The organism is Halorhabdus sp. BNX81 (assembly GCF_029229925.1).
Classification (GTDB): Archaea; Halobacteriota; Halobacteria; order Halobacteriales; family Haloarculaceae; genus Halorhabdus.
Genome location: NZ_CP107254.1, coordinates 968,973 through 982,310, shown reverse-complemented (window position 1 = coordinate 982,310; position 13,338 = coordinate 968,973). Strand labels below are relative to the sequence as shown.

Sequence of the window (13,338 nt, the reverse complement as noted above, 5' to 3'; positions counted from 1 at the left end):
GGTCACCTCGTTTCGGTGACGTCGGTGTTGTCTGTCCGCTCAGCCGACTCCTGACGTCCAGAATGCACGCATCGTCGACGGGTTCCCTGGCCGGCTGACGCCTGGCGTCCAGACCGCCCATGCCGTGGGCGGCTGTCGTTACTGGCTGACGCCTGGCGTCCAGACCGCCCATGCCGTGGGCGGCTGTCGTTACTGGCTGACGCCTGGCGTCCAGACCGCCCATGCCGTGGGCGGCTGTCGTTGCTGGCTGACTCCTGGCGGTTAGAACGCCCGTGCCGTCGACGGCCACCGTCCGATTCATAGAACGTCACCGGCCGGTTGTACTCGTCGAGTTCCGGCGGATTCCCGGTAAGAATCATCGTTAGGGTCAACAGAATGTTGTCTGGGTTGGGTGGGCACCCCTGCAGGTTCAAGACCGGCAACCCGGCTCCGGCAGTGAATTCCGGATCGAGGATGCCCTCCCGGTTGCGGCCCTGGAACTGAAGCCCGTGGGCATCCGTCACGTTGTCCTCCCTGTCGTACAGCTCCCGTCCGCGGCCGGCCGCTAGCCAGCCGCCACGGGCAGCGCAGTTGCCGACGGCGATCACATACTCGGCCCGCGGGGCCAATTCTTCGACCCAATCGAGGACAGGTTTGCGGTGGCCCTCGTCAGTGTGACCGACGGTCGCGGCCTGGGGCATCCCGGCGGGAATCGCCCCCTCGACGATCAGCACGTCCGGATCGGTGCTCAATGCGTCGAGGGCGGCCTCACCCGCCTCGGTCATGAGCGTGGGATGGAACGTTACTGCCACGCGGAACTCGCTGATGACATCCTCTAGGGCCGGATGTGGACTCTGAAGCATGGAGATGGTACACCCACTGCAGGATTGGCCCTGCAGCCAGACCACCTCACGATCACCCTCGGTCACCTGCTGAAGCGCGGCTTGGACTTCCCCGACGTGTTCAGCGATGATCGTTCCCGCCGAGGCCCCACCGGCGAATTGCAGGAAGCCCCGGCGCGTTGTCGACCCACTAATCGCGTCATCTTGTGTTTCAGGATTCGGATTCGACATGTGTCTAGTTCCCCCAATAGATCTTGACTATCAATATGGTATTTCAAAGATAAATATAATATATCTTACGGTTCGTGTCGAAGAAGAAACACTACCGCTGTGATCCCGGAGAAAACCAGCATCGGGCCCCAGCCTGCACGACAACAGGGCCACAATCGTCGTGTTCGTCTCCGGTTGTGGTGTCACGGGCCGACCGGGAACAGCCAACCACAACACCACGGAATTTATAACAAGCCCCCTGGAACGAGCGGCCATGGTCGCCATCGACCTTACTGACGTCACCAAGACGTACGGTGACGTCACAGCCCTCCAATCAGTCGACCTGACCGTCGAGGACGGCGAGGTGTTCGGCTTTCTCGGCCCCAACGGCGCGGGGAAGTCGACCACGATCGACATCCTGCTCGATCACGCCCGCCCGACGGCCGGTCACGCGGAGGTACTCGGTATGGACGCACAGGACGAGACCGTCGCCGTCCGGGAACGGACCGGCGTGTTACCCGAACGGTTCGGTCCGCTCGGCGAGATGACCGGCCGCCAGCACGTCGAGTTCACGATCGAGGCCAAGGACGCCGACGACGACCCGGACCGGATCGTCGAGCGGGTCGGCATCGATCACGCGGCCGATCGACCCGCAAGCGGCTACTCGAAGGGGATGACCCAGCGGCTCATGCTCGGGATGGCCTTAGTCGGCGAGCCCGATCTGCTCATTCTCGACGAGCCAACGACCGGCCTCGACCCCAACGGCGCGCGCCAGATGCGCGAGATCGTTCGTGCCGAGGCCGAACGCGGCGCGACCGTATTCTTCTCGAGCCACATCCTCCAGCAGGTCGAGGCGGTCTGTGATCGGGTCGGCATTCTCGATTACGGCAACCTCGTGGCCGTCGACTCCATCGACGGCCTCCGGGAGGCGGCCGGCACGACCGGCGAGATGACCGTGACGCTCGATATCGTGCCCGGCAGATTGGGCAAGGACATCGAAGCCATCGAGGGAGTCACGTCCGTCCGCGTCGACGGGGATTCCCTCGTCGCGGGGTGTGAGAACCCCGCGAAGGCCGAGGTCGTCCGGACGTGCCAACAAGCAGGTGCAACTGTCGAGAACATCGAGACCAGCGAGGCGAGCTTAGAGGATCTGTTCGCCGCCTACACGGGGGGTGCCTGAGATGCGGTGGTTGCAGATCGCCCGCAAGGACTTCGACGATGCCCGTCGCGATAGACAGCTCTACTACCTGCTCGGGATACTGTCGCTGTTCGCCCTCGGCATCGGCTACATCGTCGGCGACAATCCCGAGTTCGTCTCCCCCGGCCAAACGGCCATGTTCCTGCTGTCGGTGTTCGCTATTCTCGCCCCGATCGTCGCACTGACGATCAGCCAGGCCGACATCGTCGGCAAGCGGGCGACCGGCGAACTCTCCGTATTGTTGAGTCTGCCCTTCTCCCGGCGGACGATCGTCCTCGGGAGTCTGGTCGGTCGGATGGCCGTCATGACGGTCGTCCTCGTCGCGGTGTTCGTCCTCGCGCCGCTCGTGGTGGCCGTCCGCGGTGCGCCGGTCGATCCGGTCGCGCTGGCCGGTGCCTTCGCGATGATCTGGCTCCTGTCGGTGGTGTTCACCGCGATCGCGCTCGGGATCTCGACGTTCACCAGATCGACGACGCTGTCGGCCGGGGGCTCCTTCGGCGTCTTCCTCCTGTTCGTCATGCAACTGTGGACGGTCATCCCCAGCGGCGTCCGGTACCTGCTCAACGGGCTCTCGATGCCGAGCGGGCCACAGCCGGAGTGGGCGGCCGTCTTCATCCAGCTGTCGCCGTTCGCCGCGCTCCGAAACCTCGCCGAGCCAGTCTTCAGTGAGATCGTTGGTTCGGTCCCGCTCGCGGCCGGCGAAGTCGGCGAGAGTCTCCCCTGGTATCATGAGCCTGTCTTCGCCGCGATCGTCGTGGTAGCGTGGATCGTCCTGCCGCTCGCCGCTGGGTACTGGCGCTTCCAGACGACCGATCTGTAGGGCCATCGCGACGGGACGGATCGGGACCGATCGGCCGCTCAGCGGCCGATCGTCCCCTGCCGGGTGACCGGCGCGTCGGGATCGATGGTGAACGCGACGAGCAGCGTCTCAGTCCCGGCCGTGACCGTCGTCGCGGTGTCCTCAACGAGCAGTCCGCTCTCCGTCTTTCCGAAGTGTGTATCCCCAGTGGTGACCGCCCCGTCGAAGACGTAGAAGTACGTGTCCCAGCCTGACTCGGTCGGCAGATCGACACTGGCACCCTCTTCGAGGTGAACGTCGTAGAAGTGGACGTCGTTGCGCACGGAAAGCGGCGCCTCGGACCCTTCGGGGCCGAAGAGATGGCGCCACTCGTTGTCGACGGGCTCGGGGATGGGCTCGTGCTGGATGTCCGGTTCGAGGTCGAGGCTGTGCGGGCGGACGAAGATCTGGAGCATCCGCAGCGGCGGGTCGTCGGCGAGCGTGCGCTCTTCGTGCCAGAAGCCGCTGCCGGCGTTCATTACCATCATGTGCTCGGGATCGGTCACGAGCTTGTTCCCCTCGCCGTCGTCGTGACGCATCACGCCCGCAGGGACCCATGAGATGATCTCCTCGTTGCGGTGCTGGTGCATCGAAATGAGTGTGTCCGGGTCCATGAACGACTCGACGACAGTCGCGAGCGGGCCGTACCCGTGGTCGTCGTGATCGGGAAGGTTCCTCCCGGGGAAATTGAAATGGGTGCGAAACTTCCCCTGGTTCTGGGAAACGTCCGTACGTGGCGCTTTATACAGCGTGCCCGTCGATTCGAGACTCATTATGTACCATTGGGACTGGACGGACATATGGCCGAGGGATGCGACAAAGTGCGTCGTGCGGCAGTGAGGCTGTCTCCGTGGAATTTCCGCCCGCTCACTCCAGGACGCCACGTTCGGCAAGCAGTTCCTCGAAGTCGTCCTCGTCGACGATTGGAACGTCGTTAGTCTCGGCGTCGTCACGCTTGCGCTGGCCCGGATTCTCGCCAACAACCAGGTAATCCGTGTTGCCCGAGACGCTGCTCGTCGCTGATCCGCCGTGGGTCTCGACGAGTTCCTGCGCCTCACTCCGGGTGTAGCCGTCCAGTGACCCGGTGAACACGAACGTCAGCCCGTCGAGTTCCGCACCGCCTTCGACCTCGTAGGGCTGGGGCTCGACGTGTTCGAGGAGGCGCTCGATGGCCGCGCGGTTGCGCTCACTCTCGAAGAACTCCCGGATCTCCGCGGCGACTTTCGGCCCGACGTCGTCGACCGCCTGCAACTGCTCGCGGTCAGCGTCCATCACGGCCTCGAACGTCCCGAACTCCCGGGCGAGAGCAGTCGCCGTCGCATCGCCGAGCGAGGGGACGTTCAGCGCCGCGAGGAAATCATCGAGCGGTGGCTCGCGACTCGCTTCGAGTTCGTCCTGCAGGTTGGCGACCGACTGCATCCCCCAGCCCTCCAGTGACGTGAGATCGAGCTGTCCGAGTTCGTAGAGGTCGGCGAGTTCCTCGACCAGTCCGGCATCGAGGAGTTGCTGGACGCGTTCCTCACCCAGTCCCTCGATGTCGAGGCCGGCGCGGCTGGCGTAGTGGACGATCGCCCGCTCTAACTGGGCTGGACAGGCCAGTCCGCCGGTACAGAACGCGAGCGGGCCGTCGCGCTCGACCGGGCTGTCACAGACGGGACACGTCTCCGGGAACTCGACGGTGCCCTCACTCGCCGCTTCGACGACCTCCGCGACCTCCGGAATCACGTCGCCGGCCCGCTGGACGCGCACCTCGTCGCCGATTCCGACCCCGAGGCGCTCGATCTCGGCAGGGTTGTGCAGCGAGGCACGCGAGACCGTCACGCCGCCGACCTCGACCGGGTCCATGAGCGCGACCGGCGTCAGCCGACCGGTCCGGCCGACCTGGACGACGACGTCCCGGATCGTCGTGCGCTCGGTCCGGGCGGGGAACTTGTAGGCGAAAGCCCACCGCGGCGCGCGCGCCGTCGAGCCGAGTGCCTCGCAGGCCGCCCGGTCGTTCAGCTTGAGCACGACGCCGTCGATCTCGAAGGGGAGATCGTCGCGCCGATCGAGCAGCCGGTCGCGGTAGTCGATGGCAGCGTCGATCGAGTCGACTTCCTCGGCGAGGTCGGTCACCCGCAGTCCCCACTCGGGGAGACGGTCGTAGACCTCGCTGTTCCGTTCGAACTCGACGCTCGCATCGAGGACGCCGAAGAAGAAGATCGAGAGCGGTCGTTCGGCGGTGATCGACGGGTCGAGTTGGCGGAGCGTCCCGGCGGCCGCATTCCGGGGGTTGGCGAAGGGGTCGTCGCCGCGCTCGATGCGTTCGCGGTTGTACGCCTGGAACGCGTCGGTGGGGATGTAGACCTCCCCGCGGACCGCCAGAAACTCGGGGAAATCACCCCGGAGGCGGCCCGGAACGCTCGGGATCGTCCGGACGTTCTCGGTGACGTCCTCGCCGACCTCGCCGTCCCCGCGGGTCGCCGCCCGCTGGTAGACGCCGTCCTCGTAGACGATTTCGACCGAGAGGCCGTCGAACTTCGGCTCACAGAAGTAGGTCCGCGCGTCGGGATCGAAGCCCGCGTCGGCGAGTCCACGGGCGACGCGGTCGTCGAACTCCCGGACGTCGCTCTCCTCGCCGCCCTGGTCGATCGACTGCATGGGCGCGACGTGCTCGACGGACTCGAGTTCGTCGAGCGGTTCACCGCCGACACGCTGGGTGGGACTGCCTTCCCGGTCGAGATCGAAATGATCTTCGAGATCCTGCAGGCGGGCAAAGAGGGCGTCGTAGGTCCGATCGCCGATCACGGGATCGTTCTCGACGTAGTAGCGGTGGTCGTGATACCGGATCGCTTCCCGCAACTGTGTGGCCTGTTCGCGGGCGGTTTCAGTGTCGAAATTCTCGATCGGCTCGAAGTCCGTCGACGGGTCCTCGACGTAAGGGTTATCCGGCGGTTCGACCGCTGTCATACCGTCGTTTCGCGGCGGCCTGAGAATAAGGCTACCGTTCGAAGGGGCGACGACAGCTACAACAAGAAAGGGTGCGGCGTCACCCGACCCACGAGGTCCGGGCACGATCCGTCTCCGGCACTGTCCGACAATGAGGTCTCCCTGGACTCATTTGAATTGCGTACCGTACACCTGTATTGACTCAAAATTATCTTGGAAAAATTTAGTTACGTGTCCACTCATTCAGTAGTTTTATATGTTATTGTCAGTACCATCGAATCTAACTCAAATCGAGATTCACGCCGATCCATCGAACGACCGAGTTAGAATGTCGAAAATGTCCACTGCTTTGAATTCCTGGTAGCGCTCTTTCCCGGTGGTCTCCTGGAGTACATCCTCGTCCTCCAGGGCCGTGATCGCATTCCGGGCGGTCTGGTGGGACACATCGAGCAGCTTCTGGACCTCCTTTGTCGTGACGTATGGATACTGGAAGAGTCGCATCGCCAGCCGATCCCTGGCAGTCTTCTCGTGGCCATAGCGGACCTCGTACTCCCGTCGGAGGTCGCGCAATTCGTCCGTTCGCGTGACTGCGTCGGCCGCCTGCTGTCGGATGCCGTCGACGAAGAACTGGAGCCACGGCTCCCAGGCACCTTCCTCGCTTACCGCTCGCATTCGATTGACGTACTCGATCTTGTGCTCGTTGAAGTACGCGCTCGGGGAGAGGTACGGATCGCTCAGATAGCCCTGCTTGATGAGCTGGAGCGTGATCAACAATCGACCCAGGCGGCCGTTCCCGTCGCCGTACGGGTGGATCGTCTCGAACTGGTAGTGAACGAGGCCCAGGTCGACGAGGTCGTGATAGGCACCACCGTCCTGGATGTACGCCACGAGGTTGTCGACGAGACTGGGGACCTTCGTGGCGGCGGGTGGCACGAACGGCGTCAGGTGTGGCTCGGGCGGGGGGATGTGGACCGGTGCCGTCCGGAATGCACCCGCGCCATCCCCCTCGTCACGGACACCCGCCATGAGCGTCCCGTGCAGGTCGTGGAGCAAGTCGACCGTGATCTCTCCGGTCTCGGAGACGCGAGTGGCTCCCTCTCGAACGGCCGTCTCGTAGTTGATCCCCTCACGGATGTCTTTGGTCGTCTCGCCGTGGTCGATGTCTTCGGGCCGAAAGAGGTCCTCGAGTTCGATATCTGCCCCCTCAATGAGGACCGATTCGACGGCCTCGCGTCGCACGAGTGACGTATAGACGATCGGGCTCGCGTCCGTTTGTTCACTGATCCCCTCCAGACGACCCAGTTGGTAGATCGCATCCTGAAGCGTCTCCTGAAACCCGGAACTGAATTCGATCCCATCCGCTGGCGGCAGTTCGTCCGGGAGGTAGTACGACCGCTGTCCGAACGGGACGTATTTCCCCGGTGCCTCATCTGGAAGTCCGTCTCTGGCCATTGGAATCAGGAAGGCAATTGTTCCCTTAACTCAAATATCTTCCCTATATTTGGATTTAGAGAAGGGAGAGACCACAACAGATATGACGAATCAGTCGAAGCAACGGGAGCTAACTCAAATGGCGTGTGTGCAGTAGCGTTCCAGCGCGTTCAGTACGAACTCACCCGAACCGGCGTCCGGGCGAACTCCTCGGCATTGGGCGTCACGACAGGTTCGTCCCGGGCCAGCGCGATCGCGGCGATCAGGAAACACGAATCGAGTATCACTGGTCGACCCCGCCTACTCGTTCGTCGACGTTCTCGCGAAACTTCTCCGCCCGCTCACGGACACGCTCGGCTTCACATCGTCGAGTAGTCCGACGAGATCGAACAGCGGGCTACGGTTTCACGAGAATCTTCACTTGATCGCTCTCCGGATCGAGTAACTGTTCGAATCCGTCCTCGACGATGTCCTCGAGGCCGATCCGGTCGGTGATGAGCGGTTCGGGGTCGAGTCGGCCGTCCTCGAGCATGTCGATGACCATGCCGAACTCCTCGCCGGATCGGGGGCCGCCCTGGTAGGCGATCGAGCCAACGATCGAGCGTTCGGGAATGACGAGGTCGTTCGGCTGGGTTTCGAGGGGTTCCTCGAAGATGCTGACCTCCGCGACGCGCCCACCGGGCCGGGTGCTGTTGATCGCCTGGTTGTACGTCGCCTCGACGCCGGCGACGTCGAAGGCGATGTCGACACCCTCACCGGTTTCTGCCCGGATGACATCGAGAGCGTCATCCTCGGTCGGGTCGATCAGTACGTCCGCCCCGGACGCATCGGCGCGCGCCCGTCGCTCGTCACGCGGTTCCGAGACGATGATGGGATCGGCACCGGCCGCCCGCAGCGCCTGAATCTGACAGAGGCCGATCGGGCCGCTCCCGAAGACCGCGACCGAATCGCCAGCCGAAACGTCGGCAACGCGGGCCGCGTGGAGTGCCACCGTCAGCGGTTCGACGAGTGCGCCGTGTTCGACCGGGACGTCACCGAGCGCAACGACCTGTTCGGCGTCGACGACGACGTTCTCGGCGAATCCGCCGTTCGATGCCAGTCCGGTGAACCCGAGCGATTCACAGCGGTGGTACTCCCCGGCCTCACACCGTGAACACGTGCCACAGTAGATGATCGGATTGGCCGTGACGGCGTCTCCTTCCGAGAAGTCGGTGACGTCAGCGCCGACCTCCGAGACTGTCCCGCTGAACTCGTGGCCCATTGTGAGCGGTGCCTGGGCCCCCGAGACCGGATGGGGGGCGTCCCCCGGGATGAAGATCGGACCGGCAGTGTATTCGTGGAGGTCCGACCCACAGATGCCACACGCTTCGATGTCTATTCGGACCTGGTCGGGGCCGACCGACTCCGGTTCGACATCTTCGACGCGAATATCTTCTCGACCGTGATATCTGGCTGCGTCCATACACTCCCAGCGTTACACGCAGGCAGGCATAACAGGTCGATCGGTTCCCAATCTCCGGTAACGCCAGTTGCGCCTTAATAGACCCGTGTTGGATGCCCGTCGGGTGTTCGGATCGCGGAGACCGCCCTCAGAGATCGGCGACGTCCTCGATCGCGTCGGTCAGCGCTTTGATGCTCTCGACGTCGTGTTCGCCCATATGGCCGATCCGGAAGGTCGTCTCGCCGAGTTGCGAGCCATACCCGTTCGAGAAGACCATGTCGTACTCCGCCGAGACTTCCTCGATGGTCCCAGCCACGTCGATGCCCTGGGTGTTCTCGATGCACGAAACCGTCCGGGAGCGATAGCCTTCCTCGGCGAACAGATCGAAGTGCTCGCGCGCCCAGTCGTGGACGTACTCGGTCATCTCGCGGTGGCGCTGGTCACGCGCATGGTGGCCCTCTTCGAGCATGTGTTTCATCTGCTTGCGGTAGGCCAGCATGATCGGGATGGCCGGCGTCGAGTGGGTCTGGCCCTTCCGGTCGTAGTAGTCCAGACAACGCTGGAAGCCGCCGTACCACGACGCGGAATCCTTCTCGACTTCGCGCTCGTAAGCCTCGTCGCTGACGACACAGATCGCCAGCCCCGGCGGCATCGCGAAGGCCTTCTGGGTCGAGGTGAAAATCACGTCGATGTTGTGTTCGTCGATGTCGACGTAATCGCCGCCCAGTGCGCTCACTGCGTCGACGACGAAGTAGGTGTCCTCGTATTCAGCGACGACATCGCCGATCTCCTCGATTGGGTTGCGGACGCCCGTCGAGGACTCGTTCATGACGCTTGCGACCACGTCGTATTCGTTATCACTAGCCTCGATGGCTTCCCGAACGTCCTCGGGTTTGATGGCCTCACCCCAGTCGTATTCGAGGCGGTCAACGTCCTTGCCCAGGCGCTCGGCGACGTTGGCGTGGCGCTCGCTGAAGCTCCCGCAGGTCGGCACGAGAATCTTCTCGTCGACGAGGTTCAGCGTCGACGCCTCCCAGAACTCCGTCCCCGACCCCGTCAAAATGATGACCTCGTTGTCAGTGTCGAGGAACTCCTTCGTGTCCTCGACGATCGTGGTGTAGAGGTCGGTCATCCGGTCCATCCGATGGCCGAACATCGGCTGGGCCATCTCCGCGATGACGTCTTCGCGGACTTCGGTCGGACCGGGGATGTACAGCGTCTTTTCGGGATAGTCGTCGGTATATTCGCGTTTTTCGGTCACGGATACCACCGTTCGTATCTCGTTTCTCGGAGTCGGGCGGCATGGTATTTTTGATACGACGCTGCAACCAGTCCAAGCGCGTCGCTGATCGGCCCCTGATGATCCGAGATGAGCCACCGGGTGAAAGCGACACCCGCCCCAAATTTGCCGTAACTCTTAGTTATACGAAGCCAGAGGTATATGCATACGAAACATGAACGGACAGGACCCCCCACGACGCTTCGGGACGCGGTGTCTGCACGCCGGCCAGACACCCGATCCCGAGACCGGCGCAGTCGCACCGCCGATATACCAGACGACCTCCTATGCCTTCGACGACGCCGATCGCGCAGCGGATCTCTACGCACTGGAGGCCGAGGGCAACATCTACAGCCGCTTCGACAACCCGACGGTCCGGACCCTCGAACGCCGCCTCGCATCACTGGAAGATGGCGTCGACGCCGTTGGGACCGCGTCGGGAATGGCCGCTCTCGATGCGACGACGACCGTCCTCGCGAGCGCGGGCGAGAACATCGTCTCTGCGTCCTCGATTTACGGCGGGACCCACTCCTATCTGACGACGACCGCCCGCGAGCGGGGGATCGAAGCGCGCTTCGTCGACACCCTTGACTACGACGCCTACGCCGAAACCATCGACGACGGGACGGCCTACGTCCACCTCGAAACCATCGGCAACCCCTCGCTCGTGACGCCGGACATCGAGCGGATCGCCGAGATCGCCCACGATAACGGCGCGCCGCTGGTCGTCGACAACACCTTCGCGACGCCGTATCTCTGCAATCCGATCGACCACGGCGCTGACGTCGTCTGGGAGTCGACGACGAAGTGGATCCACGGCTCCGGGACGACCGTCGGCGGCGTGGTGATCGACGGCGGAAGCTTCCCCTGGGCGGACCATCCCGAAACGTATCCCGCGCTGGGGGACAGCGCCAGCACACTGGACGGGGAGAGCTTCGTCGATCGCTTCGGCAAGCGAGCGTTCGCGGTCGCAACTCGCCAGCGGGCCGTCCGAAACGTCGGCGACGGCCAGAAGCCCTTCGACGCCTGGACGACGCTGCAGGGAGCCGAAACCCTTGCCGTGCGCATGGAACGGCACTGCGAGAACGCCACCCGCGTCGCGGAATTCCTCACCGACCATCCCGATGTCGAATGGGTATCGTATCCGGGCCTCGAAGCCCACGAGACCCACGAGCAAGCCAGCGAGTATCTGCAGGGTGGATACGGCGGCATGGTCACGTTCGGCCTCTCGGGCGGCTACGAAGCCGGTCAGCGACTCTGTGAGGAGACCGACCTCGCACAGTTCCTCGCGAACGTCGGCGACGCCAAGACACTGGTCATCCATCCCGCCTCGACGACACACGCGAAGCTCTCACCGGAAGAACAGCGGGCCAGCGGCGTCGCGCCGGACATGGTCCGGCTGTCGGTCGGGATCGAAGACGTCAGAGACATCATTGGGGACCTCAAAGAGGGAATCGAGACAGCTACATGACGGTCACCGCCGAACACGAGACGGTTTCGGTAGGCGAATTCGAGTTCGAGTGTGGGGAGTCGATCCCCGAACTCGAGATCGCCTACGAGGCCTACGGCGACTTCGACGGCGACAACGCGGTGCTGATCTGTCACGCCCTGACTGGTTCTGCCCACGTCGCCTCCCATCCCGACGCCGACGACGCCACCAGCGGCCAGGCCCGCGCGTGGTGGGACGACATCGTCGGCCCGGGCAAGGCCATCGACACCACCGAGTACTACGTCGTCTGTGCGAACGTCCCCGGCTCGTGTTACGGGACGACCGGTCCCGCGAGCACGAACCCCGAGACCGGCGAGCCATACGGGACGGACTTCCCGCCGGTGACGGTCAGCGACTGGACGGAGGCCCAACGCGCCCTGTTGGACGAACTCGGGATCCCGCACCTCCACGCCGTCGTCGGCGGCAGCGTCGGCGGCATGAACGTTCTCGCATGGGCCAAGCGCCACCCGGACCACGTCGATCGGATCGCCCCGATCGCGACCTCTGCACGACTCGATACCCAGTCGCTGGCGCTGCACGGCATCAAGCGCCGGGCGATCACCGGCGATCCCGCCTGGGACGGCGGCGACTACTACGGCGACGATCACCCAGAACCGACCAACGGCATGGCATTGGCTCGCCAGATCGGCCACGTGATGTACCTCTCGAAGGCCTCGATGGACCGGAAGTTCGGCCGCCGGTCAGCGGGCCGGGAGGCCCATCGGGCCTTCCCCGAGGAGCCCGCAGCCGCGTTTTTCCCCTACCGTGATGTCGAGTCCTACCTCGACTACCAGGCCGAGAAGTTCGTCGGCCGCTTCGACGCCAACGCCTTCCTGACGATGACCCGGGCGACGGAGAACTACGACCTCGCCGCCGGCTTCGAATCCGACGCCGACGCACTCGCGGCCTTCGACGGAGAAGCGCTGGTGATGTCTTTCACGTCGGACTGGCACTTCACTGTCGCCCAGGCCGAGTCACTGGCCGAATCGCTCAGAGACGCCGACGTGAAGACGGCCCACCACGTCGTCGAATCCGACCACGGCCACGACGCGTTCCTCGTCGAACCCGAAAACGTCGGCCCACCGCTTGCGGACTTCCTCGGCGAGGGCGTCTCCGGGTCGGCCGTGACGGACACCAACGATGACGCTGACGAACCGGCCGACAGCGACTTCGCGCCCGTCCATACGAGCCTGTTTTCGCAGTGACGTGCGACGGTGGAAATCGACGGCAGTAGGTCCATTCGCCGACTGGTGAATGTCGTCCGCCGAGTGACTCCCGGCAGACCTGACAGAGAGGCAAAACTTTTTGAGACGTGGTACCGTTTGACTAGCCACGATGGCGCCCGATCCGACAGACGTCACGTTCGGGACGGAGATCTACGACGAGGCCGGTACCAGACTCGGGACAGTACGGGGGTTCGACGAACATGGCTTTTATGTCTCGACAGACGGCGGAATCGCCGCGCTGTCGAGTGAGCACCTCGCCAGCGGGATTGCGGGAGAGGCTGAACTCATGTGGCGGTGTTGGTCCTGTGGCGAGATGGGTGATATCGAGAAGCTCCCCGATGAATGTCCAGCGTGCGGGGCGCCCAAAGAGGATATCTATTACTGGCAGGAAGACTAACGCCGTCTCGAACCGCTAACAACACGATAGAGACCGAGGTGACTGTCCGCCGGTCGGCATGTCCAACTATCTTCCCGACT

Annotated in this window: 11 protein-coding genes; 5 read left to right on the top strand and 6 right to left on the bottom strand. The window is 63.8% G+C overall.

Features of this window, described 5'->3' with window-relative positions; genetic code table 11:
• Positions 1-2 precede the first annotated feature (2 nt).
• Positions 3-1,052, bottom strand: a complete 1,050-nt coding sequence (locus HBNXHr_RS04875) for a hypothetical protein (protein ID WP_275883373.1) — start codon at positions 1,050-1,052, stop codon at positions 3-5.
• A gap of 253 nt (positions 1,053-1,305) precedes the next feature.
• Between HBNXHr_RS04875 and HBNXHr_RS04870 the strand changes: the two genes are divergently transcribed.
• Both HBNXHr_RS04870 and HBNXHr_RS04865 read left to right on the top strand, forming a co-directional pair.
• Positions 1,306-2,211: an ABC transporter ATP-binding protein gene (locus HBNXHr_RS04870; RefSeq protein WP_275883372.1), complete on the top strand. Its 906-nt coding sequence runs from the start codon at positions 1,306-1,308 to the stop codon at positions 2,209-2,211.
• A gap of 1 nt (position 2,212) precedes the next feature.
• Positions 2,213-3,049 carry an ABC transporter permease subunit gene (locus tag HBNXHr_RS04865; RefSeq protein WP_275883371.1) on the top strand — a complete coding sequence of 279 codons (837 nt, stop codon included), beginning with the start codon at positions 2,213-2,215 and terminating at the stop codon, positions 3,047-3,049.
• A gap of 38 nt (positions 3,050-3,087) precedes the next feature.
• Here HBNXHr_RS04865 and HBNXHr_RS04860 read toward each other — a convergent pair whose 3' ends face one another.
• From HBNXHr_RS04860 to HBNXHr_RS04840, 5 genes are all read right to left on the bottom strand, one after another.
• Positions 3,088-3,840: a pirin family protein gene (locus tag HBNXHr_RS04860; RefSeq protein WP_275883370.1), complete on the bottom strand. Its 753-nt coding sequence runs from the start codon at positions 3,838-3,840 to the stop codon at positions 3,088-3,090.
• 94 nt (positions 3,841-3,934) lie between these two features.
• On the bottom strand, positions 3,935-6,016 hold the full coding sequence (gene ligA, locus HBNXHr_RS04855; RefSeq protein ID WP_275883369.1) for an NAD-dependent DNA ligase LigA: 2,082 nt from the start codon (positions 6,014-6,016) through the stop codon (positions 3,935-3,937).
• A 276-nt stretch (positions 6,017-6,292) separates the two neighbouring features.
• Positions 6,293-7,447 carry a Fic family protein gene (locus HBNXHr_RS04850; protein ID WP_275883368.1) on the bottom strand — a complete coding sequence of 385 codons (1,155 nt, stop codon included), beginning with the start codon at positions 7,445-7,447 and terminating at the stop codon, positions 6,293-6,295.
• A gap of 376 nt (positions 7,448-7,823) precedes the next feature.
• The gene (locus HBNXHr_RS04845; protein WP_275739977.1) at positions 7,824-8,888 is read right to left on the bottom strand and encodes a 2,3-butanediol dehydrogenase; all 1,065 of its coding nucleotides are present in this window, start codon (positions 8,886-8,888) and stop codon (positions 7,824-7,826) included.
• A 127-nt stretch (positions 8,889-9,015) separates the two neighbouring features.
• Entirely contained in the window at positions 9,016-10,128 is a 1,113-nt protein-coding gene (locus tag HBNXHr_RS04840; RefSeq protein WP_275740876.1) for an alanine--glyoxylate aminotransferase family protein, read from the bottom strand.
• A 193-nt stretch (positions 10,129-10,321) separates the two neighbouring features.
• Here HBNXHr_RS04840 and HBNXHr_RS04835 point away from each other — a divergent pair, with 193 nt between their 5' ends.
• From HBNXHr_RS04835 to HBNXHr_RS04825, 3 genes are all read left to right on the top strand, one after another.
• The gene (locus HBNXHr_RS04835) at positions 10,322-11,617 is read left to right on the top strand and encodes an O-acetylhomoserine aminocarboxypropyltransferase/cysteine synthase family protein (RefSeq protein ID WP_275739975.1); all 1,296 of its coding nucleotides are present in this window, start codon (positions 10,322-10,324) and stop codon (positions 11,615-11,617) included.
• Positions 11,614-12,840: a homoserine O-acetyltransferase gene (gene metX / locus HBNXHr_RS04830; RefSeq protein WP_275739973.1), complete on the top strand. Its 1,227-nt coding sequence runs from the start codon at positions 11,614-11,616 to the stop codon at positions 12,838-12,840. The genes HBNXHr_RS04835 and metX overlap by 4 nt, the downstream gene beginning before the upstream one ends.
• Positions 12,841-12,970: 130 nt before the next feature.
• Positions 12,971-13,258 (top strand): rubredoxin-like domain-containing protein, encoded by a 288-nt coding sequence (locus HBNXHr_RS04825; RefSeq protein WP_275883367.1) that lies wholly within the window; start codon positions 12,971-12,973, stop codon positions 13,256-13,258.
• The last annotated feature ends 80 nt before the right edge of the window (positions 13,259-13,338 follow it).

Bases quoted from the DNA above. Each gene is read 5' to 3' on its own strand.
- HBNXHr_RS04875 (WP_275883373.1), bottom strand. From the start codon at position 1,052: ATGTCGAATCCGAATCCTGAAACACAAGATGACGCGATTAGTGGGTCG.
- HBNXHr_RS04870 (WP_275883372.1), top strand. From the start codon at position 1,306: ATGGTCGCCATCGACCTTACTGACGTCACCAAGACGTACGGTGACGTC.
- HBNXHr_RS04865 (WP_275883371.1), top strand. From the start codon at position 2,213: ATGCGGTGGTTGCAGATCGCCCGCAAGGACTTCGACGATGCCCGTCGC.
- HBNXHr_RS04860 (WP_275883370.1), bottom strand. From the start codon at position 3,840: ATGAGTCTCGAATCGACGGGCACGCTGTATAAAGCGCCACGTACGGAC.
- ligA (WP_275883369.1), bottom strand. From the start codon at position 6,016: ATGACAGCGGTCGAACCGCCGGATAACCCTTACGTCGAGGACCCGTCG.
- HBNXHr_RS04850 (WP_275883368.1), bottom strand. From the start codon at position 7,447: ATGGCCAGAGACGGACTTCCAGATGAGGCACCGGGGAAATACGTCCCG.
- HBNXHr_RS04845 (WP_275739977.1), bottom strand. From the start codon at position 8,888: ATGGACGCAGCCAGATATCACGGTCGAGAAGATATTCGCGTCGAAGAT.
- HBNXHr_RS04835 (WP_275739975.1), top strand. From the start codon at position 10,322: ATGAACGGACAGGACCCCCCACGACGCTTCGGGACGCGGTGTCTGCAC.
- metX (WP_275739973.1), top strand. From the start codon at position 11,614: ATGACGGTCACCGCCGAACACGAGACGGTTTCGGTAGGCGAATTCGAG.
- HBNXHr_RS04825 (WP_275883367.1), top strand. From the start codon at position 12,971: ATGGCGCCCGATCCGACAGACGTCACGTTCGGGACGGAGATCTACGAC.